Origin of the sequence: Agrobacterium tumefaciens, from assembly GCF_013318015.2 — a bacterium.
GTDB lineage: Bacteria > Pseudomonadota > Alphaproteobacteria > Rhizobiales > Rhizobiaceae > Agrobacterium > Agrobacterium tumefaciens.
The window spans coordinates 517,769-536,732 of record NZ_CP115841.1 but is presented as its reverse complement, the minus strand read 5'-3'; the positions used below and the strand labels follow the sequence as shown (position 1 = coordinate 536,732).

23 protein-coding genes, 1 pseudogene and 1 riboswitch are annotated in these 18,964 nt (G+C 60.0%); of the genes and pseudogenes, 9 read left to right on the top strand and 15 right to left on the bottom strand.

Going from position 1 to position 18,964, the window contains the following annotated elements:
- Positions 1–468, top strand: coding sequence for a hypothetical protein (locus tag G6L97_RS02645; RefSeq protein ID WP_013635687.1), 468 nt, complete (start codon positions 1–3; stop codon positions 466–468).
- A gap of 10 nt (positions 469–478) precedes the next feature.
- Here G6L97_RS02645 and dmeF read toward each other — a convergent pair whose 3' ends face one another.
- Together dmeF and dmeR are read right to left on the bottom strand one after the other, a co-directional pair.
- On the bottom strand, positions 479–1,489 hold the full coding sequence (gene dmeF / locus G6L97_RS02640) for a CDF family Co(II)/Ni(II) efflux transporter DmeF (protein WP_025592771.1): 1,011 nt from the start codon (positions 1,487–1,489) through the stop codon (positions 479–481).
- 81 nt (positions 1,490–1,570) lie between these two features.
- On the bottom strand, positions 1,571–1,843 hold the full coding sequence (gene dmeR / locus G6L97_RS02635) for a Ni(II)/Co(II)-sensing transcriptional repressor DmeR (protein WP_003494395.1): 273 nt from the start codon (positions 1,841–1,843) through the stop codon (positions 1,571–1,573).
- A 127-nt stretch (positions 1,844–1,970) separates the two neighbouring features.
- Here dmeR and G6L97_RS02630 point away from each other — a divergent pair, with 127 nt between their 5' ends.
- The 4 genes from G6L97_RS02630 (at position 1,971) to G6L97_RS02615 (ending at position 4,116) form a co-directional block, all read left to right on the top strand.
- On the top strand, positions 1,971–2,324 hold the full coding sequence (locus G6L97_RS02630; protein WP_111783235.1) for a hypothetical protein: 354 nt from the start codon (positions 1,971–1,973) through the stop codon (positions 2,322–2,324).
- 96 nt (positions 2,325–2,420) lie between these two features.
- Positions 2,421–2,834, top strand: a complete 414-nt coding sequence (locus G6L97_RS02625) for a MerR family transcriptional regulator (RefSeq protein ID WP_065658158.1) — start codon at positions 2,421–2,423, stop codon at positions 2,832–2,834.
- A 205-nt stretch (positions 2,835–3,039) separates the two neighbouring features.
- Positions 3,040–3,528, top strand: coding sequence for a GNAT family N-acetyltransferase (locus G6L97_RS02620; RefSeq protein ID WP_003511975.1), 489 nt, complete (start codon positions 3,040–3,042; stop codon positions 3,526–3,528).
- Between the two features lie 21 nt (positions 3,529–3,549).
- A complete protein-coding gene (locus G6L97_RS02615) occupies positions 3,550–4,116 on the top strand; it encodes a type 1 glutamine amidotransferase family protein (RefSeq protein ID WP_111783236.1) in 567 nt (188 codons plus the stop codon).
- Between the two features lie 105 nt (positions 4,117–4,221).
- Here G6L97_RS02615 and G6L97_RS02610 read toward each other — a convergent pair whose 3' ends face one another.
- From G6L97_RS02610 to G6L97_RS02585, 6 genes are all read right to left on the bottom strand, one after another.
- Positions 4,222–4,536, bottom strand: a complete 315-nt coding sequence (locus G6L97_RS02610) for a hypothetical protein (protein WP_111783237.1) — start codon at positions 4,534–4,536, stop codon at positions 4,222–4,224.
- Positions 4,537–4,540: 4 nt separating this feature from the next.
- Positions 4,541–5,257: a CbtA family protein gene (locus G6L97_RS02605; RefSeq protein ID WP_111783238.1), complete on the bottom strand. Its 717-nt coding sequence runs from the start codon at positions 5,255–5,257 to the stop codon at positions 4,541–4,543.
- 10 nt (positions 5,258–5,267) lie between these two features.
- On the bottom strand, positions 5,268–5,450 hold the full coding sequence (locus G6L97_RS02600) for a CbtB domain-containing protein (RefSeq protein WP_003494386.1): 183 nt from the start codon (positions 5,448–5,450) through the stop codon (positions 5,268–5,270).
- A gap of 167 nt (positions 5,451–5,617) precedes the next feature.
- A riboswitch (cobalamin riboswitch) is annotated at positions 5,618–5,842 on the bottom strand.
- Positions 5,843–5,933: 91 nt separating this feature from the next.
- Positions 5,934–6,854 carry a c-type cytochrome gene (locus tag G6L97_RS02595; RefSeq protein ID WP_111783239.1) on the bottom strand — a complete coding sequence of 307 codons (921 nt, stop codon included), beginning with the start codon at positions 6,852–6,854 and terminating at the stop codon, positions 5,934–5,936.
- 85 nt (positions 6,855–6,939) lie between these two features.
- Positions 6,940–7,374, bottom strand: coding sequence for a c-type cytochrome (locus G6L97_RS02590; RefSeq protein WP_025592760.1), 435 nt, complete (start codon positions 7,372–7,374; stop codon positions 6,940–6,942).
- 115 nt (positions 7,375–7,489) lie between these two features.
- On the bottom strand, positions 7,490–8,119 hold the full coding sequence (locus G6L97_RS02585) for a LysE family translocator (RefSeq protein ID WP_065702659.1): 630 nt from the start codon (positions 8,117–8,119) through the stop codon (positions 7,490–7,492).
- Positions 8,120–8,252: 133 nt separating this feature from the next.
- Here G6L97_RS02585 and G6L97_RS02580 point away from each other — a divergent pair.
- Positions 8,253–8,967 (top strand): annotated as a pseudogene (locus tag G6L97_RS02580) (helix-turn-helix transcriptional regulator).
- Between the two features lie 111 nt (positions 8,968–9,078).
- Here G6L97_RS02580 and G6L97_RS02575 read toward each other — a convergent pair.
- Together G6L97_RS02575 and G6L97_RS02570 are read right to left on the bottom strand one after the other, a co-directional pair.
- Complete coding sequence (locus G6L97_RS02575; protein WP_065702663.1) at positions 9,079–9,948, bottom strand: metallophosphoesterase; 870 nt, start codon at positions 9,946–9,948, stop codon at positions 9,079–9,081.
- 132 nt (positions 9,949–10,080) lie between these two features.
- The gene (locus tag G6L97_RS02570) at positions 10,081–10,683 is read right to left on the bottom strand and encodes a superoxide dismutase (RefSeq protein WP_003511955.1); all 603 of its coding nucleotides are present in this window, start codon (positions 10,681–10,683) and stop codon (positions 10,081–10,083) included.
- Between the two features lie 220 nt (positions 10,684–10,903).
- On the opposite strand from G6L97_RS02570, the gene G6L97_RS02565 reads away from it, so the two are divergent.
- Positions 10,904–11,248, top strand: a complete 345-nt coding sequence (locus G6L97_RS02565) for a hypothetical protein (RefSeq protein WP_173994939.1) — start codon at positions 10,904–10,906, stop codon at positions 11,246–11,248.
- A gap of 4 nt (positions 11,249–11,252) precedes the next feature.
- On the opposite strand, the gene G6L97_RS02560 is transcribed toward G6L97_RS02565, so the two are convergent.
- Positions 11,253–11,795, bottom strand: a complete 543-nt coding sequence (locus tag G6L97_RS02560; protein ID WP_003511952.1) for a GNAT family N-acetyltransferase — start codon at positions 11,793–11,795, stop codon at positions 11,253–11,255.
- Positions 11,796–11,890: 95 nt separating this feature from the next.
- Between G6L97_RS02560 and G6L97_RS02555 the strand changes: the two genes are divergently transcribed.
- The gene (locus tag G6L97_RS02555; RefSeq protein WP_111783241.1) at positions 11,891–12,778 is read left to right on the top strand and encodes a LysR family transcriptional regulator; all 888 of its coding nucleotides are present in this window, start codon (positions 11,891–11,893) and stop codon (positions 12,776–12,778) included.
- Between the two features lie 173 nt (positions 12,779–12,951).
- Here G6L97_RS02555 and G6L97_RS02550 read toward each other — a convergent pair whose 3' ends face one another.
- Both G6L97_RS02550 and G6L97_RS02545 read right to left on the bottom strand, forming a co-directional pair.
- Positions 12,952–15,300, bottom strand: coding sequence for a methyl-accepting chemotaxis protein (locus G6L97_RS02550; protein WP_080799137.1), 2,349 nt, complete (start codon positions 15,298–15,300; stop codon positions 12,952–12,954).
- A gap of 260 nt (positions 15,301–15,560) precedes the next feature.
- Positions 15,561–16,442, bottom strand: a complete 882-nt coding sequence (locus G6L97_RS02545; RefSeq protein ID WP_111783242.1) for a branched-chain amino acid aminotransferase — start codon at positions 16,440–16,442, stop codon at positions 15,561–15,563.
- Positions 16,443–16,835: 393 nt separating this feature from the next.
- Here G6L97_RS02545 and tam point away from each other — a divergent pair, with 393 nt between their 5' ends.
- On the top strand, positions 16,836–17,606 hold the full coding sequence (gene tam / locus G6L97_RS02540; RefSeq protein ID WP_003511945.1) for a trans-aconitate 2-methyltransferase: 771 nt from the start codon (positions 16,836–16,838) through the stop codon (positions 17,604–17,606).
- A gap of 108 nt (positions 17,607–17,714) precedes the next feature.
- Here tam and G6L97_RS02535 read toward each other — a convergent pair whose 3' ends face one another.
- A complete protein-coding gene (locus G6L97_RS02535) occupies positions 17,715–18,083 on the bottom strand; it encodes a VOC family protein (RefSeq protein WP_003511943.1) in 369 nt (122 codons plus the stop codon).
- 49 nt (positions 18,084–18,132) lie between these two features.
- The gene (locus G6L97_RS02530) at positions 18,133–18,843 is read right to left on the bottom strand and encodes a helix-turn-helix transcriptional regulator (RefSeq protein WP_111783243.1); all 711 of its coding nucleotides are present in this window, start codon (positions 18,841–18,843) and stop codon (positions 18,133–18,135) included.
- Between the last annotated feature and the right edge of the window lie 121 nt (positions 18,844–18,964).

The window sequence follows — 18,964 nt, the reverse complement described above, 5'->3', positions numbered from 1 at the left end:
ATGGCGAGCACGACGCGAAGTGTGGGCAAGGCCGGCAATGCCCGCCTTCCCATCCAACCATGCAAAAACGAAGCACCCCTTTGCCACGTGTCAAGCCGGGAACGACATTGCAATGCAGCAAGCGCAAGCTTCGGGCAAGCCGCCGCCGTTAACCATTTGTTAACTTTTGAACGCGGAATCACTGGCATGCAGATCGAAAGCAATATTGGCGGATACAATTATCAGGCTCGTGTCCGCGACATCGAAAAACCCGGCAGCGCGCAGAGCGCGCCCGAAGAACAAGCCGTAAAACGCGGCCCCGGCAACCCGACCGTTTCCAGCACCGTTCTTTCCCGTTCGCTGGCCAACGTGCTGTGGGCCGTCGGCAATGGCAGCGCGCCGGCCCACACGCCGGCTGCGACCTCCGCCGAGGACAAGGCAGAAGCGCAGGCCGAATGGGTGCGCAGCGCCTATTCCGAATACGAATAGATGATTCCGATCAGGCCCTTGCCGGGCTGACCTCCACCGTTACATGTGAGAGTTCATGTATGGCTGCAAGCTTCTGCTTGTAGAAAGCCGGTGCCTTCGGCACCTGCGAGTGGATGGCGACAATGGCGGCGTGATGCCCCGGCCCCACCTGCCAGACGTGCAGGTCGGTGATGCGATCTTCTTCCGTTTCCACGCTTTCACGGATTTCCTGCGGCAAGTCCTCCGTCAGCGGAACTGCATCAACCAGCGTCGTTGCCGTGGAGCGAATGAGTCCCCATGACCAGCGGGCAATCACCACACCGCCGACAATACCCATCAACGGATCGAGGAAGGACCAGCCGTTCCACTTGCCGAGCAGCAGCGCGACAATGGCGAGAACGGAAGTCAGCGCATCGGCGAGTACATGCAGATAGGCTGCGCGCAGATTATTGTCCCTGCCGCCCTTCGCTCCGTGCTCGCCGTGATGCGCGTGCGAGCCGTGATCGTGATGGGCGTGGCTGCCATGGCCGTGATGGGCATGCGAACCATGTGCGTGACCATGGCCATGGCCGTGATCGTGGTCATCCTTCAACAGCACGGCGCTGACGAGATTGACGATGAGACCGATGACGGCGACGAGGATCGCCTGATTGAAGTCGATCTGAACAGGATTGAAAAGCCGCATCGCACTTTCGACGGCGATGAGCAGCGCCACCACCGCCAGCACGATGGCGCTGGCAAAACCGGCGAGATCACCGAACTTGCCGGTGCCGAAGGTGAAGCGCGGATTGCGCGCCTCGCGCCGGGCATAGAGATAGGCCAGCGCCGAGATGAGCATTGCGCCCGCATGGGTGGACATGTGCCAGCCATCCGCCGTCAGCGCCATGGAACCGAACCAGTGGCCGGCGACGATCTCAGCCACCATCATGACTGTGGTCAGCGCAATCACCATCCACACGCGCTTTTCATTGCGCTCATGGTTCCGGCCTAGGAAAACATGGTCGTGGCCGGACGCTGCGGAAAATTCGGATGTCGTCGTCATGTCGCTAATCCTGTTCGATCCTGGAATATTCTGTTTCACGCATGTCTTTTCCCAAAGCCGCGGACACTTTTGGGAGAGAGGTTAGCGGATGTAGGTCTTCAGCACCTGGGCCAGCTCTTCCGCCGCACGCGCCCGCTCGTCTTCATTTTCGGCGTGCACGACGTGCTCATGCAGATGTTCCTGCATCACCTCCCCCGTCAGGCCGGAAAGCGCACCGCGCACCGAGGCCAGCAATTGCAGCACCTCGCCGCAGGGCTTGGAATCGTCCAAAGCACGCTCCACCGCCTCCATCTGCCCCTTGAGGCGACGGATGCGAGCGAGAAGCTTCTCCTTGTTGCGGATCGTATGGGACATGAGTACCTCATATACTATAGGGGGGTATACTATATTGCGATGTTTTTTGGTTCAAGCCCTGCGCGACGCAACCTTCGCGAATGTTTCGACCCCTAAAAATACCCCATGAAACTTAGGGGACTCAGTCATGACGACTATCGCAGCAACAACCAGCAGCTATTACGCAACTCCGGTCCGAACCCTTGAGCCGACAAAGACCAGGGAAACAAATGCAACCACCGAGGCCTTGCTGGAACTGACACGGGCGGCACACCGCGCGATTTCCAGCGCCGAGAGCGTTGCCGTTTCCGCCGCACCTGCCGCCGCCAGCGTTTCCGCCGGACTTGCCGCAGCACTTTGGAACCTGGACAGCGGCGCACAGGCCACAACCGAACCGGCGGTAGATATCGCCGCATCAGCGCAGCCTGACGCCGCCTCCAGCATCGAGACAGAAGTTCTCAAAGCCCTGGCGCAGGCACTCGGCGTGGATGCTGCCGCCTGACACCCATTGAACGGCAGGCTGAAAAGCTATATCTCTAGAGACTAGAGCATCCGGCTCGTTCTTGTCCCGGCTGCTCTTGAGGATATGGAGAAGGCAATGCTGTCCATCGGTGAATTGTCCAAACGTACCGGCGTGAAGGTTCCGACGATCCGCTATTATGAGCAGATGGGCCTCATCCGCGAGGCAGACCGCTCGGAAGGCAACCAGCGCCGTTACGAAAAATCCGATCTCGAAAGGCTGGCTTTCATCCGCCATGCCCGCGATATCGGGCTCAATATTGACGCTATCAAAGAATTGATTGCGCTCAGCCAGCACCGGCAAATGCCGTGCGAGGGTGCGGACCGCATTGCCGCCGAACACCTCGCCCATGTGCGCGAAAAAATCAGCAGCCTCAAGAAGCTCGAGCATGAGCTGGAACGTATCGTCTCCCATTGCCATGGTCATTCGATCGAGGATTGTTATGTCATCCGCGCGCTTTCCGACCATGGCATGTGCGAAGGGGAGCATTGATGCTGAAGAGCAGGCTTGACAGATTTCAGATTCGAGCGCATTGCATGGACATGATCAACGAACGCGCACCCATCTCCTGCTCGTACTTTTGGGCCTACCTGTAAAGGGCGGCTCGACAGATCATTTTGTCAACAAGCCGCCGTCAGGCGGCTTTGTTGTTTTTCAAGCGTCCTGACGGCACCGATAAAACCGAAGGACCAGAAAAATGACCGAAGATAGTTCCCTTACACTGGAAAGACCGCCCGTCGTCATCATTCGTGGCGCACGCAAGACCGATTTGCCTGAGCTCAATGAGATGATCACCCTGCTTGCCACCTTTCATGGCGATGCGGCGGCGATTACGCCGGCGAAACTGGAACGCGACCTGTTCGGCCCGCTTCCCTGGGTGCATGGGCTGGTTGCGGAAGCCGACGGCGCATTGATCGGTTACGCCCTGATGCTGCCGCTCTACAGGGCGCAGGAAGGCCGCCGCGGGCTTGAGCTGCACCATCTTTTCGTGCGTGACGGTCACCGCGGACATGGCACCGGCCAGCACCTGGTTTCCCGCGCCCGCGATATCGCCAAGCGCCTCGGTTGCGACTATCTTTCCGTCAGCGCCACGACCGGCAATGTCGCCGCGCATCGTTTCTACGAAAGCATGGATTTCGCGCCGCGCCCGGTCACCGGCATGCGCTACATGCAGTCTATCGCCTGATTGCAACCTTCGGAGACGGCCATGACACGGATTGCCATTGCGCTTGCGCAGGATTTTGCGGACTGGGAACCGGCGCTGCTTGCCGCCGCCGCGCGCGGCTATCTCGGCGTCGAGATCGTTTACGCAACCCCGGACGGCCGGCCCGTGGTTTCAATGGGCGGGCTCAACGTTACGCCCGACACATCATACGACGCGCTTGATCCTGCTAACATCGATGCGCTCGTCATTCCCGGCGGCCTCAGCTGGGAAAAGGGAACGGCTGTCGATCTTGGCGGGCTGGTACAGCGGTTTCGCGAGAAGGGCCGACTGGTTGCCGGCATCTGCGCGGCTGCCAGCGCGCTTGCAGGCACGGGCGCCCTTGATGACGTCGCCCATACCGGCAATTCGCTCGCCTCTCACAAGGCCTCTCCGTCCTATCGCGGCGAAGCGCTCTATCGCGACCAGCCGAAGGCGGTCAGCGATGGCGGCATCGTAACCGCAGCCGGCAGTGCACCGGTCAGTTTCGCAGTGGAAATTCTGAAACACCTCGGCCTCTTTGGTCCGGAAGCCGAGGCGGAACTTGGAATTTTTGCGGCGGAACACCGGTGAAGCTCACCTTGGTGTCGAGAGTTTTGCGGATCCTCCCACCCTCATTCCTGTGCTTGTCACAGGAATGAGGGTGGTGGAGAAGTTAAGCCGCGAGACCATCACAAATCACCCCTGATCAAGCACCCGGCAGACACGGGGCGCGACATCCCCGCACTCCCCCGCAATCGCACGGCGGATATCGCGGCTGTTGAGATGCAGACTGCGACCGGCCGGTAAAGCCGAGCGTTTTATCTTGGCAAGGGCTGCGGCCGTAAAGGCAGCCTCATTGTCATGAAAATAGGCGAGCGCCGCTTCCCGTTCCGGGCTGACGACGAGGACTGCCTTGAAGGCAAGGCGGTGCACGGCGCAGAAAGCGCCGTGACCGGGAACGGCAAAACGCAGCGCGTCGAGTTCCTCACTCCATTCGGCTGCGTCCTGCATGGTTTCAAGCCTGCTGGAAGCGCTTCAGGAAAAACGCGCTCAATGTTCCGAGCAAGGCCCAGAAGACAAAGCTGGTCACGGTGGCGGCAACGATGAACTGTCGTTCCAGCGGCAGCGGTGCCAGCGCATGTTCACCTTCCGGCGGCAGGGGCGCGCCCACCACATGTGGTGCAACGATCAACACCAGTGCGAGCACGATTGCCCAGGGTTCGCGGCGGAATGCGATCAGCGCAATGCCGCCTGCGGTCGCCGCAACCGTCGAAAGCCACCAGATTTGACGCGCCTCAAGCGCGGCCGCCGGGCTGCCCGGTAGTTCCGGCGGCAGGCCGATCATCGGCGCAAGCATGACGGCGGCAAAACCGGCCACACCCCACAAAAGGCCTTCGCGCCAGCCGGCATTGGTGCCGCGTAGCGAGATGAGGCCGGTGAGCACCAGTGCATAACCGATGGCGGTCAACACGTTGGCGGCGACCGTATAGGCGGTGCGCTCGAGGCCGTCGGCCGGAGACCAGGCTTCCTCGTTATGTTCGTGCGCGGGAACGGCAGCGCCGGTCGTGGCCGGAGCATCGTGGCTGTGGGGCGCTTCGCCACCGGCATTTTCATAGGTTTCCGCCTTCAGGATCAGCGGCGTGGTGCCGAAAGCCTGCATGGCCGAAACGGCGAAGCCGCCAACGATGCCGACGAGGACGGCGGTAAAAACGATATTGCGAAAGAACGACATGCTTCCCACCTCAATGGCAAGGGAAAGCATTGGCATGACGTGTGTCATGCGCGGCGTTGTGAACGGCTTCCACATGCGAAAAGCCGACAAAACCGACGACGAACAGACCAAGCACGATCGCCGTCAGCGATTGCGCGAAGCTGCCCGTTTTTGCTGAAACGGCGGCATTTGCCGTATTCTGGTTGATGGACATGGTGACCCCTCTTACGGCGCGACCCCGCGCCTTTAGACGCGGCGGAACGGCAAAACGCCGTGCAGCCGCATGCGATACACTTCACCACGGGGATACGAGACTGACACAGGGCGGCACGTTCAAGCGCCACCACCCTGAAATTCCGCTCTTCCGGACACCCCGCCGGCATGGACATTTCCGTGATGGCAGGTCTCCTGGCTTACGGGTCAAAACCTGAAACACCTTCCCGGCATTGCCCTCGCCCATATCCGGCGAGATGCTTACCAGTGGCATTTCGTTTCAGGCTCTCCGCTCACAGTTGCGGGGGCAGCCACGAATGAGGATGTCTCCCTATCGTGTTCCCTTTTCACCTTCCGGAACGCCCGGAAGGAACCATCACAGGATCGTTATCCGATGGGTGTGGGTGGGAGTCAATGGCAGGCCGGCGTGAGAATTGCGCGCCGTGGCTGGATGCCGGATGAAGTCCGGCATGACGGCAAAGGGCTACCGTGCCGGGATGGCCTTAAGATAGGCGGCGATCGCATTGCGGTCTTCGGCCGTCAGATGCGCCATGTTCTGCTGCACCTTGACCATGGAGCCGCCGACGCTGTCGAATTCCGGGGTGAAGCCGGTTTCCAGATAGTTGGCAATATCGGCCGCCTCCCAGCTTCCGACGCTCTGCGAGCCGGGGGTAATATCGGGAATGCGGCCCTCGCCTTCGGGATTTGGACCACCGGCCAGCCATTTGCCATCGAGAAAACCGCCAAGCGGATTGCGCGGCGTGTGACATTCGCCGCAATGGCCCGGGCCTTCCACCAGATATTGGCCGCGCAGCAATTCGGCATTGGCGTCGGCAAGCTCGACGCGGGGTGGCGCGGATGTATCGAAATAGAGGAATTTCCAGCCGCCCAATGCCATGCGCATGTTGAAGGGAAACGGCAGTTCGTGATCCGGCGCGTCATTCTGGCTGGCGGGCAGAACCCGCAAATAACCGAAGAGGTCGTTGATGTCCTTTTGCGTCATGCGGGCATAGGAGGCGTAAGGGAAGGACGGGTAGAGATGTTCGCCGTTCTTGCCGACGCCGCGCGTCATCGCATCGCCGAATTCCGAAAGCGTCCAGCCGCCAATGCCATGCTGCGGATCGGAGGAAATATTGGGCACATGGAAGGTGCCGAAGGGGCTTTTCAACGCTTGCCCGCCCGAAAGCGTCAAAAGCGCATCGCCATTGGCATCTGGTGCCGCATGGCAACTTGCGCAGCCGCCCGCCCAGAACAGCGTTTCGCCATTGGCAAGGTCCGGCTCGCCAAGGCTCACCCAGTGGCTGGGTGCCTGACGCACAGGCGCGGTGACCCAGGCGAAAATGCCGAAACCGGCAATGGCCGCCACCGCGATCCCGCCCGCGAGCTTCGTCCAAATGGAGGCCATGACCCCTCTCCCAATTATCACCTGATGAGATCAGGCATCATTCCCGCTGAAAAAACGCCGCCGGGAAGCGGCGTTCTTAATAGGATCACTTCTTCAGACGGTAGGTCTGGTGGCACGCACCACAATCGGCACCGAGGGTCTGCATGGCGGCGGTGACGCCTGCCTGATCGGCGGGAAGGCTGGCGAGGACCTTGTCCGCATCGGCACCGAGCTTGGCGGCCTTGGACTTGAAGTCATCGAAATTTTCCCAGATCGCGGGTGCCGCAGCACTGCCGGTCTCGCTGCCCGGGGGAAACTGGTCGGGGAAAGCCTTGGCGTTGGTGCTGATGGTCGTCACGGCAGCCTTTACGGCTTCGGCGTCATAAGGCTTCTGGCCCTTAGAGATGGCAGCAAGCGCCCCCATGGAGCCGCCGATCTGCTTCATCATGCCTTCACGTTTTTCGACTTCGCCGGCAGCGTAGACCGCTCCGGCGCAAAGACAGCCGAAAAGCATGGCCGCCGCGATGGTTTTCAGTTTCATACACTCTCTCCTTGATTCCGGCAGATGCCGAACGCGCGATAACGGCGCGAGGATGCACTTTCCGCATGGCGAAAAGAAGTCACATTGCAGTGAATTTCCCCAAGAAAACAGAAGTCTAGGAGAGTGCTTCCCAAAGCGTAACCAGGGCTGCGGCAATCAGCATGAAACCGGCGGCGCGGCCGATGAAAATCGTCGCGGCAGGCGAGGAAACGAGCCATGCCCGGCTTTTATCCGCCGTCAGCGCCAGAGCGCCATAGACCGTGAACTGCGTGATGGCCACCATCGCGCCCATTACCAGACCCTGCATCCAGATTGGACCATAGTCGGGTTTGAGGAATTGCGGATAGATCGCCATCATGAAGAGATAGGCTTTCGGATTGGAAAGGCAGGTGAGCACGGCCCGCCAGAACGCCTTTCTGACAGAGGCGCTCGCCTGCGCCTCATCGCCATTGACGGTGATAGCGCTGCGCATCAGGCCGACGCCGATCCAGACCATGTAAGCGGCGCCGGCGACCAGCAGCGGCAGGAACAGCGACGGCATCCAGGCGGCAAGCATGCCGACGCCCAACGCACCGTAAAGTGAATGCACCATGCCGCCGGCGCTCATGCCGCTTGCGGCGGAAAGCCCGGTTCTTTTGCCACCCGTCAACGCACTTGCCAGCACGAACAGCATATCCATGCCCGGCAGGATGATGATGCCGAACAGGACCAGAAAGAAAAGCCAGCGATTTTCGGCGTAACTCATGTCAGTATCTCCCAAAACAGTTTTCGACACATTCGGGAAAACTCATGTTTCTCAATGTGTTTTGCTGCTTATAGGAAAAGCCAACTGACAGCGTTGTGTCAGTTGCGTTGAGAAACCACCGGGAAAAACGGCAATGCGCAAGGCATCGAGACTGTTCGAGATCATCCAGATCCTGCGGGTGGCGCGCAGGCCGATCACCGCGCAGACCATTGCCGAGGCACTGGAAGTCACGGTGCGCTCGGTCTATCGCGATATTTCGGCCCTTCAGACCATGCGCGTGCGAACGCGGCGTCGGTTACATCCTGCGTCCCGGCTTCAACCTGCCGCCGCTGATGTTTTCCATCGAGGAGACGGAGGCGATCGTGCTTGCGCTCGCCATGGTCGCGCGCACGGGCGATACTGAATTGCGGCAGGCGGCCAAAAAGGTCAGCGACAAGATTGCCGCATCCCTGCCCGAACCCCTGTCGAAAACCCTGTCGGCCAATGCCCTGCACGCCTGGGGCAGCATCGCGCCCTCACCCGCCGGCGTCGATCTTGCCATGGTCAGGCGGGCGGTGCGCGACGAGGAGCGGTTGGACATAACCTATGGCGATGAAACCGGCACCGAGACCCGGCGACAGATCCGGCCCATCGCCATGATCTATTATTCGGAGACGACCAACATCGTCGCCTGGTGCGAGCTAAGGCAAGCGATCCGCAATTTCCGCTCCGACCGCGTTCTGACCTGCAAGACAACCGGCAGCTTTTTCAAGATGGAAGGCGAAAGGTTGCGGCAATTGTGGATGAGCGGCTGGCAGAGCAATCAGCTTGGGACTTCGGAACGAACGACGAATCAAGCCGGCGCGTAAAAGCAACTGATTTAGCGCGTCTTTCAACCTTCGTTGTGTGTCGGGGCCCCCGTCTCAACCGTCATTCCTGTGACAGGGACAGGAATGACGGTTGAGAGGGTGGTGCTGACTTCAAAGCAAGGCAGCGTTATGCTGCAAGTGCTCCAGCACCCTATCGTCCTCCCGCCCGAAACCGCGGATGACGATTCGGTCGGCAAACACATCGGCAATGGCGAAGGTGTTCTGGTCGGGCGTATCCACCATGCCCTTGAAGTTGACGAAGTGAGTGTTGCCCTGCACCCCGTAATTGCCCTCATGATTATGGCCGCTGAACCATGCGACGACCGAAGGGTGTACATCCAGAAGATCAACGATGCGGGGCGCGTCCCACATATTATGGGCGTTGTTCGGATAGACCGGATAGTGGCAGAGAATGACCACTTTTTCACCCGCCGCATCCGCCTTTTGCAGAACGGTCCGCAGCCATTCGAACTGTTCGTCGCTGAGCGACGCATTCCAGTCCTGCGCATTGATCGCACCCACCTCTTTCAGGCGCTTCAGACGCTCTTGCGCCAGCGTGCGGCGCGGATCGCCCGGCGGCGGGGCAAACAAGCTGACCTCGCTGCCGTCAAGCACCACGAAACGTATCTCACCGATAGTGAAATCGTGCCATGGCGACGCCATGCCGAGGCGGGCATGGATGGCGGAGAGGTGTTCGGCGGCAACGGCGAAATCGTGATTTCCCGGCAGCATCACCGAAGGGTGGCGAAGCTGCTCGTAGACGCCAAGGATCGCATCGAAATTTTCAAAACCGCGATCGATGATATCGCCCAGCGTTACCACGAAGGCCAGTTCCTCGCGATTGAAGGCGTCGATCGCTTCGCCAAGCTTTTTCGGGCTTTCGGCATAATACCGGCCCATATCCGGGCGGGGTTCGGCATCGGCATATTGGGGATCGGCAACAATGCCGAATGAGAAGAGCGGTGTGGTTTTTTCAGTCATGATGCGCCGCGATAAACCGGGCGGATGACAGGCTTGTGACAAATGGAAGCGACACGCTGGATTGTCGACCTCAAAAGCAGAACACCCGGCCTTTGGGGGGCCGGGTGCTCAAAAAATTACAATCCGCAAAACTTACTTGGAAGCGGCTTCGTAACGCTCCAGGACATAGTCCCAGTTGATGAGGTTGTCGACGAAGGCTTCGAGGTACTTCGGACGCAGGTTGCGGTAGTCGATGTAGTAGGAGTGTTCCCATACGTCGACGCCGAGGATCGGTTCTGCGCCATGAACCAGCGGATTTTCGCCGTTCGGGGTCTTGGAGATTTCGAGCTTGCCGTTCTTGACGGAAACCCATGCCCAGCCCGAGCCGAACTGCGTGGTGCCGGCAGCGATGAAATCAGCCTTGAACTTGTCGTAACCGCCGAGATCGGAGGCGAACGCCTGTTCCAGCTTGCCCGGCAGCTTGTTGCCGCCGCCGTCCTTCTTCAGCCACTTCCAGAAATGGACGTGGTTGTAATGCTGGGCAGCATTGTTGAAGAGACCAGCATTGGTGCCAAAGGACTTCTTCACGACTTCCTCAAGCGAAAGGTCGGAAAGACCGGCTTCCGCCGCCAGCTTGTTGCCGTTGTCGACATATGCCTTGTGGTGCTTGTCGTGATGGAACTCGAGCGTCTCGCGCGACATGTATGGTGCAAGCGCGTCGTAGTCGTAGGGGAGTTCAGGAAGTTCGAAGGCCATGGTTTTTACTCCTTTTTGCAGCGGGTTACCGCTCCTAGAAACCGTGTGAGCGGACCATAGGAGCGAACCTCTGTTTGGGCAACCTGTGAAATATCAAAATGTTCCGACAAAAGAGAAAATTCCTCTCAAGCCAGCCGCCACCACATTTGTTTCACAACCCTGGCGTACTGTTTTCCACCCTATCGGTTCGCTTTTGATGAAATTGCAGGAAGGAAATTCCATGACCCGCCCCATGATCCATCGCGCGCTGCTTTTCGCCGTCTTCTCCTCGCTGGCGCTACCCGCCGTCGCATCGTCTGACGATGCCTGGAAGGAATTCGTGGCGGATGTGCAGACGGCGTGCCTTGGCGCCGGCAAAGACATGATCGAGGACGCCAAGGTGGTGGTCGATCCGGTGGGCAGCGAGAATTATGGCCTCGCCGTCCTCACCGGCAAGGCCAAGGGCGCGGATGCGACGATCAGCCATATCTGCGTTTACGACAAGAAGACCAAGGCCGTCGAACTCGGCAGCGAGCTTGCCGGCGATACGCTGAAGGTTGAAATCCCCGGCTCCACCAAGCCCTGAGGTTTCAGAAACGGGGCGTGGTGTCGCCATCGCCCAGCGCGCGCTGCATCAGCACCGTGTCCAGCCACTGGCCGTGTTTCCATCCGATGGACTTGAATGTGCCGACATGCTCGAAACCGGCGGCGCGGTGAACCCCGATGGAGGCGGCGTTGGCGCTATCGCCGATGACCGCAATCATCTGCCGAAAGCCGCGCGAAGTCGCATCCTCGATCAGCGCATCGAGCAGCTTGCGGCCAATTCCCATGCCCTTCATGGCCGGATCGATATAAACGGAATTCTCCACAGCAGCACCATAGGCCGGGCGCGGACGATAGGCGCCGGCATAGGCATATCCGGCTACCTTTCCGTCGATTTCGGCGACGAGATAGGAGTAGTTGCCTTCCACCAGCAATCGGCGGCGCTCAAGCATCATATCCACGCTTGGCGGATCGATCTCGAAGCTGGCGCGGCCATGCAGCACGGCATCCCGGTAGATTTCGGTAATGGCTGGAATATCCGCCTCCTCGCAGGGGCGGATGGTAAGGCTGGAAATTGTGGGAAGGGTCATTCTCGTGTCCTGTGGTCATTCACGGCATTATTGTGCATTGCGGCTCAGTCAAAATAAAGATTATCTGTCTTATACAAACGATAAGGTTTTCTTTGATGATGGACCTCGATCTGCGGCAGGTGCGCAGCTTCATGGATGTCGCCGAACTCGGCAGCTTTTCCGCCGCAGCCGATAAGGCGGGGCTGACGCAGCCGGCCATCAGCCTGCACATCCGGCTGCTGGAAAAGCAGCTCGGTGTGCGGCTGATCGAACGGGTCGGCAGGCGCGCGCAGCCGACGGCGGCGGGCCGGGACTTTCTCATCCATGCAAGACGGATTGCGGAAGAAGTGGCGCATGCCATCGATACCGTAGCCCCTCATCGCAGCGGCGTGACGGGACGCCTGCGCATCGGCACGGGCGCCACCGCCTGCATCTATCTTCTGCCGCCAGTGCTGGGCAAAATCCGCCAGGTGATGCCGGGGATAGACATCGTCGTGCAGACCGGCAATACCCACGATATACTGAGGCTTCTCGAAGCCAATACGATCGATGCGGCGGTGGTGGCCCTGCCGGCCAGCGGCCGCAGCCTCGATATCAGCGACATCCATCTCGATGAACTGGTTGCGGTGTTCCCGCTTGGCACCATCAGCGACGCAACAATCCTGGATGCCGAGACGCTTTCGACACAGCCATTGCTGCTTTACGAGGGCGGCAATACGCGCAAGCTCGTGGATCAATGGTTTTCGGCAAGCGGCCGCACCGTTCAACCCGCCATGGAACTGGGCAGCGTCGAGGCCATCAAGAAACTGGCGGGCGCGGGCCTTGGCCTTGCCATCGTGCCACGCATGGCGATGGAGCATGAAGGTGCTGCATCGGGGCTTGAATGGCGCTCGCTCGAGCCGCCGCTCGAACGGCGGATCGCCCTTGCCCTCAGACGCGACAAGCACATGACCGCGCCACTAAGGGCGCTCGCTGCTGCATTGCCAAACCTACAGAAACGATGAAGCCCGCGTCGATTTCGGACGCGGGCTTCGATCTGTTGGTGCTTGCGACTTTTTGTTTCGTCATGCCGGACTGGATTCGGCATCCAGCCACGGCGCGTCTGCGCCGTGAGAAGAGTCGTACGCGATCAGAGACTTGACCGCGCTGGACCCCGAAGCCAAAGGCAATCTCGTCCTCAGAACTCAGTCCAGTCATCACCCTTCACGGCCAGCGCGGCATTGCCACGCGAAGCGGTGACCGGGCGGGATCTGGACGGCTGGGAGACGGGTGCACGTGCGGGGCTTGCCTCACGCATGTGCCTTGCCGTCTCGCGCAATGCGGAGGTCTGCTGACCGAGCTGGAACTGCGCCAACAAAGCCTGGAGATTGGCACATTCCTGCGCAAGACCCGCACCGGCCGCATTCATTTCCTCGACCATCGCGGCGTTCTGCTGCGTAGCCTGATCCATGTGGTTGACGGCGGTGTTGACCTCGGAGAGACCGGCGGACTGTTCCTGCGCCGCGGTGGCGATGGCGTCCATATGCGTGTTGACGGACAGTACGAGCTGCTCAATCTCGGAAAGTCCGACGCCAGTATCGGCGACAAGCTTCACGCCCTCACCCACCGCAACGGCTGACGTGTTGATGAGCTGCTTGATTTCCTTGGCGGCCTTGGCGGAACGCTGGGCCAGTTCGCGCACTTCCTGTGCAACGACTGCAAAACCCTTGCCCGCATCGCCCGCCCGCGCCGCCTCGACGCCCGCATTCAGCGCCAGAAGGTTGGTCTGGAAGGCGATTTCGTCAATAACACCGATGATCTGGCCGATCTGGCGCGAGGAATGCTCGATGCGTTCCATGGCGGAAACGGCATCGCGCACCACCTTGCCGGAAAGATCGGCCTTTGCCCTTGCCTCACGCACCGTGTCGCGCGCATCGCTTGCCCGCTTGGAAGTGGCCGAAACATTGGCGGTGATCTCTTCCAGCGCGGCAGCGGTCTCTTCCAGAGAGGCAGCCTGCTGCTCCGTGCGGCGGGAAAGATCGTCGGATGCCGACGAAACCTCGTGAGCGCCGCCATTTACCGTCTGCACGGACTGGCCGACACTTGTCAGCGCTTCGCGCAGTTGAACGACCGAGCTGTTGAAATCGTGCCGCAGCGCCTCGAATTGCGGTGCGAACGGCGTGGCGATCTCGCAGACCATGTCGCCGGAAGCGAGACGACGAAGACCGCCCGCCAGCGAACCCGTGGCCTGATTGAGCCGTTCTTCGGCCTCGGCCTCGGCGCGCTGCTGCAACTCGATACGGTCCCGCTCGGCCCGCTCGCGGTTGGCCAGGGCTTCGGATTCCAGCTGCCTGTTGCGGATTGCCGCCTCGCGGAAGATTTCCACCGCGCGGGCCATCTCGCCGATCTCGTCGCCGCGTTTTGCGCCGGCGACATCGATCGAAAGATTGCCGCCCGAAAGCTCCATCATCGCGTTGGTCAGGCGGCTGATCGGCCGGGTGACGCGCCCGACGATGACGGCAAGCGACAGGATACAGAGCGCCAGCGTCGCGATGAAGACGACGAGATAGATCATCGCATCGATGAAGGCGTCCTGTTTGGCCTGTGCGGCATTTGCGTCCAGAACATCCATGGCGGCAGAAGCGATTTTCGCAATCGTGCCGAGGTTTTCGGTGACGGTGGTGCGCCAGCTGTCCATGGTGAAGGCAGGCGTGCGACCATTCATGAGATCGTCGATGAGCTTGGCGCGCTGCGTGCTGAAATCGCCCTTGAAGTAAGTCTTGTCCGCCGTGGCGTAGATATCCTTGAGCGATTGCGGCGTCGATTCATGCGTAACCAGATCGCCGGTCGCTTTCCAGGCGAAAGCCGCACCGGCATCGAATGCGCCGAGCTGCTGCATCTCCTGCGCCGTCAGTGGACGGTTCTGGGCAACGGCAGCGTTGAGAATGACGGTGGCGCTGCCGCCAAGGGCACGGGCAGACCAGCCGTAAGAGCGCAACTGGATCAAACCGGTCTGACCCTGATCGAGAGAGCGAACAGTGCCTTCAAGCGCCGTCGAGCCCGCCTCGAGCGAGGCGAGGAAATCGCCGCCGAGCGCCATGACCGTCTTGTCGAGCCCGCCTTCGCGCCGGTCAAGCGGCAGCGAAACGTTGGCGTCAACCTTCTTTCGCAATTCGACGAACTGCGCGTAGACATCTTTAACGCGCTTCAGCGGTGCCTGAAGCTGAGTGTCTTCAAGCGACGAAGACTGCGTGAGGAATGCCGTCATGGCAGCATCCACCTTCTGGCGTGCGGCCTGCACGCTGGCGACGCTGCCCGTCGATTTCGACGGATCGAGCGTCAGTGCCGTGGCGCTGTCGCCGCGTTCACTGCGGAAATTCAAAAGAGCGTTGAAAAGAAGCTTGTCGAGCGAGACGAGTTGCGCAACCTCTGAAAAGGTGCCGGCGCGATTGGCCGACCGCCACAACTCGTTTCCGACCAAACCGGCCAGCGCGAGGCTGATGGTAAGAAAAAATCCTACAAGTACATTACGAATGCTGAAAGACATCTGGCGGCCCTCGTTAGCCGGAAGGGAAGATGCTGCAAACTACGTGTGGTTTGTCTAAAATTGGATTAAATTCCCCTCAGTTTTCGCGGGAAAATACTGCACTGCAAAAACAAAAGGCCACGGCAAGCCTAACGCCTGCCATGGCCCTGATCGAAATACGTGTCAGCTTTGCCCACCAGACAGAAAATCACATTCGATTTTCGTCCGTAACGATGCGCAGATTAAAGAGAGTCAGAGCGTCCGGCAGGACGCACGGCGCTCTAGACGTCTGCGCCGAGACGTGCCCAATCCATGTAAAGATCGAGCGCCTTGCGGGCGACCGGGCCTGCCTGCAATGCGCGGTCATCCAGTTTCACAACAGGGGAAACCTTGGAATAATTGCCCGAGCAGAAGATTTCATCCGCCCCGCGGAAATCCTCGACCGACAGGGTCGCTTCGCGCACTTCGAAACCGGCCTGGCGCAGAAGGCTCATCACCCGCGAACGGGTGATGCCCGCAAGGAAGGTGCGGTTCGGAACCGGGGTGAAGACGACGCCGTCCTTGACCATGAAGACGTTGGACGATGCCGATTCAGCGACATTGCCGTTCATGTCGCACATCAGGGCGTTGTCGAAACCGCGTGCACGGGCTTCCAGAATGGCGCGGCCGCTATTGGGGTAAAGGCTACCGGCCTTGGCATCCGTCATCGCGGTTTCCGGTGAAGGACGGCGCAGCGGCGAGACGGTGAGTGTCAGCGATGCGCCGGCATTCATCGGCGCTTCGAAAAGGCACAGCGCAAAACGGGTGGAATTGGCATCGGGCGCGACGACGCTGCCCGGCGAACCGTGTTCTGCCCAATACATCGGCTTGATGTAGATTTCGGTCTTGCCGTCGAATTTATTGACGCCTTCCAGCGCCAATGCCTCGATCTCTTCCGCCGTCATGGTCGGCTTCATGCCCATGTTGATGGCCGAGCGGTTGACGCGCTGGCAATGCAGATCGAGATCGGGAGCCACGCCATCGAACCAGCGCGCGCCGTCAAACACCGTGGAGGCCAGCCACATGGCATGCGAGGTCGGGCCGATGAGCGGCGGATTGCCGGGCAGCCATTGACCATCAACATAGGTCCAGGTGGTTGATCGGGGTGCGGTATCGACGGTCATGACTGTCTCCTGTCTTGAGCATCTCCGCCTTTCTGCAAAAAGCGAAAGAGCTCCATCTTTTTCGTCCTGCCACATTGCCGCACGCAAAACCGCTTCGCACTTTTGCTGGCAATGCTCTGAAATCGGCGGGAGTGAATGCCTCTGACCGGGTGAGGTCAAGTTTTAATTGCCGCCATGTCTTATTTTGATGGAAAATAACAAATGCATGCCCTGACAAAGACGTTTTGTGAGGCGAAACAAAAGGTTGATGAATAGATCCATCACAATAATTCATGCATTGGATGATGGCGGGGGGATTTCGCCCATGCGATGCTGGCAGTCTGACGGCGCTTGCAACGCCCTTTACCATTCTTGTTCGCCGATCCGAATGCAACACGTCAGCAGGAGAAAATCATGGCATGGTCCGCCCAGCAATATCTGAAATTTGAAGACGAGCGGACACGCCCGGCAAGGGATCTTCTGGCGCAGGTGCCGCTGGAGCGCGTGCTGAACGGTTACGATCTGGGCTGCGGCCCGGGTAATTCCACCGAGCTTTTGACCGATCGTTACGGCGTCAACGTCATCACCGGCATCGACAGCGACGACGACATGCTGGAAAAGGCGGCGGACCGGCTGCCCAACACCCGTTTCGGCAAGGCCGATCTCGGCAACTGGCGGCCCAGCCAGAAGGCGGACCTGCTTTATGCCAATGCGGTGTTCCAATGGGTGCCGGATCATCTTGCCGTTCTTTCGCAGCTGATGGACCAGCTGGAAAGCGGCGGCGTTCTTGCCGTGCAGATGCCTGACAATCTGCAGGAGCCGACACATCGCGCCATGGAGGAAACGGGAGCAGACGGCCCCTGGAAGGACAAGTTTGCGGATGGCAGATTACGCCGCAAACCCCTGCCCGCGCCATCAGCCTATTTCGATGCGCTGACACCGAAATCCGCGCGGGTGGATGTGTGGCACACCATCTACAACCACCCCATGAAGGATGCGGAAAGCATTGTGGAATGGGTGAAGGGTACGGGTCTGCGCCCCTATCTTGCCGCCGCCGGCGAGGAACACCGCGAGGCCTTCCTCAACGACTATACCAGGCGCATCGCAGCCGCCTATCCGCCCATGGCGGACGGCCGGCTGCTGTTGCGTTTTCCGCGCCTGTTCGTGGTGGCGGTGAAGAAGTAGCGTAGTTTTCGCCTCCCCTCATTCCTGTGCCTGTCACAGGGATGAGGAGAGCTTAGAGTACGACATGGCTACGACACTATTTAGCCAATCGGCCTCAACGCATTATCTCTAACCCGCGAAGGCGTAGACCCTCAGACGATGGCCGTCGGGGTCGGCCGCAGTGAATGTGTAGCCGAAGTCCATCGTGCCGGGCTGCTGCAAAATGGCGATGCCCTTTGTCTTCCAGTCGGCGAAGGCTTCATCCACCTGCGCATCACTTCCGACGCGGAAGGCAAGCTCGCCGCCACCGCCCGTTAACGATGCCTTCGGCTCCACCGTATGCCTCGACCAGAGGCCGAGCTTCATGCCGTTTTGAAGCACGAAAAGGGAGAATGTCGGAGAGGCTTCGACCGGCTCTGCGCCGAGCAGGGCTTTATAAAATTCCGTGCTGGCCGGCGGGTTGTCGACGTAGAGAATGGTGAAATCGGGGTGGGTCATGGCTGTTCTCCTTGAGTTGCGGATGAACAGGTTCTAGACCCCCGTGCTGTCAGTTTTTGTCAGCATGATTTTGTTGCCGTCGCTGTTTTTCCCGCTCGCGCCAGTCCTTCAGCAGGGACTGGCGGCGGCGGGGATAACGCTTGTCCAGAGGGTTGAAGCTCTCGATGCGGTCGGCCCGGAAACTGCGGAAATCCTGCCGCGTCTCGCACCATGCCAGCACCACTCGCACCAGATCGAAAAAAGCGAGCGCGAAGGGCCAGATCACCCGCTCCGTCAATTCTCCCTTCTCGTCGCGATAGGTCATCACGACCTTACTCTCCTTGCGAATAATATCGCGAATGGCGGCGAGATCGACGTGGATGGTGGCCATGGCCTGCCCGGGGCCGACAAGCAGGGTGGAATTGTCGAGTTCCTCACGCAGAGCATCGGGCAAAACGGCGGCAATCTTGACGAGTGCTGCGCGGGCGGCCTGCGCCAACCCCTCATCGGCACGGCCCGCGACCCATCGCGACCCGAGCACAAGCGCCTCGATCTCCTGCTGCGAAAACATCAGCGGCGGCAGCAAAAAACCGGGACGCAGCACATAACCCACACCCGCCTCGCCCTCGATGTCAGCACCCTGCGCCTGAAGTGTTGCTATATCGCGGTAAAGCGTGCGCAGGCTGACGCCGGTTTGCGCGGCCAGCGCCGTACCGCTGACCGGCATGCGGTGGGCGCGCAGGATCTGCAACAGATCAAGAAGCCGTTGTGAACGCGACACGCGTGGTTCCTCCACATTCCGATCATGCCATCTACGACGTTTCACCATCGACTGGTAGCCTCGCGCACAGCGCCTCGCAATGGCGAGACGCTTGAAACCAATGGCGCTGACACCAGTTAAT

Coding starts and splice junctions, on each gene's coding strand:
- G6L97_RS02645 (WP_013635687.1), top strand. CDS start 1: ATGGCGAGCACGACGCGAAGTGTGGGCAAGGCCGGCAATGCCCGCCTT.
- dmeF (WP_025592771.1), bottom strand. CDS start 1,489: ATGACGACGACATCCGAATTTTCCGCAGCGTCCGGCCACGACCATGTT.
- dmeR (WP_003494395.1), bottom strand. CDS start 1,843: ATGTCCCATACGATCCGCAACAAGGAGAAGCTTCTCGCTCGCATCCGT.
- G6L97_RS02630 (WP_111783235.1), top strand. CDS start 1,971: ATGACGACTATCGCAGCAACAACCAGCAGCTATTACGCAACTCCGGTC.
- G6L97_RS02625 (WP_065658158.1), top strand. CDS start 2,421: ATGCTGTCCATCGGTGAATTGTCCAAACGTACCGGCGTGAAGGTTCCG.
- G6L97_RS02620 (WP_003511975.1), top strand. CDS start 3,040: ATGACCGAAGATAGTTCCCTTACACTGGAAAGACCGCCCGTCGTCATC.
- G6L97_RS02615 (WP_111783236.1), top strand. CDS start 3,550: ATGACACGGATTGCCATTGCGCTTGCGCAGGATTTTGCGGACTGGGAA.
- G6L97_RS02610 (WP_111783237.1), bottom strand. CDS start 4,536: ATGCAGGACGCAGCCGAATGGAGTGAGGAACTCGACGCGCTGCGTTTT.
- G6L97_RS02605 (WP_111783238.1), bottom strand. CDS start 5,257: ATGTCGTTCTTTCGCAATATCGTTTTTACCGCCGTCCTCGTCGGCATC.
- G6L97_RS02600 (WP_003494386.1), bottom strand. CDS start 5,450: ATGTCCATCAACCAGAATACGGCAAATGCCGCCGTTTCAGCAAAAACG.
- G6L97_RS02595 (WP_111783239.1), bottom strand. CDS start 6,854: ATGGCCTCCATTTGGACGAAGCTCGCGGGCGGGATCGCGGTGGCGGCC.
- G6L97_RS02590 (WP_025592760.1), bottom strand. CDS start 7,374: ATGAAACTGAAAACCATCGCGGCGGCCATGCTTTTCGGCTGTCTTTGC.
- G6L97_RS02585 (WP_065702659.1), bottom strand. CDS start 8,119: ATGAGTTACGCCGAAAATCGCTGGCTTTTCTTTCTGGTCCTGTTCGGC.
- G6L97_RS02575 (WP_065702663.1), bottom strand. CDS start 9,948: ATGACTGAAAAAACCACACCGCTCTTCTCATTCGGCATTGTTGCCGAT.
- G6L97_RS02570 (WP_003511955.1), bottom strand. CDS start 10,683: ATGGCCTTCGAACTTCCTGAACTCCCCTACGACTACGACGCGCTTGCA.
- G6L97_RS02565 (WP_173994939.1), top strand. CDS start 10,904: ATGACCCGCCCCATGATCCATCGCGCGCTGCTTTTCGCCGTCTTCTCC.
- G6L97_RS02560 (WP_003511952.1), bottom strand. CDS start 11,795: ATGACCCTTCCCACAATTTCCAGCCTTACCATCCGCCCCTGCGAGGAG.
- G6L97_RS02555 (WP_111783241.1), top strand. CDS start 11,891: ATGATGGACCTCGATCTGCGGCAGGTGCGCAGCTTCATGGATGTCGCC.
- G6L97_RS02550 (WP_080799137.1), bottom strand. CDS start 15,300: ATGTCTTTCAGCATTCGTAATGTACTTGTAGGATTTTTTCTTACCATC.
- G6L97_RS02545 (WP_111783242.1), bottom strand. CDS start 16,442: ATGACCGTCGATACCGCACCCCGATCAACCACCTGGACCTATGTTGAT.
- tam (WP_003511945.1), top strand. CDS start 16,836: ATGGCATGGTCCGCCCAGCAATATCTGAAATTTGAAGACGAGCGGACA.
- G6L97_RS02535 (WP_003511943.1), bottom strand. CDS start 18,083: ATGACCCACCCCGATTTCACCATTCTCTACGTCGACAACCCGCCGGCC.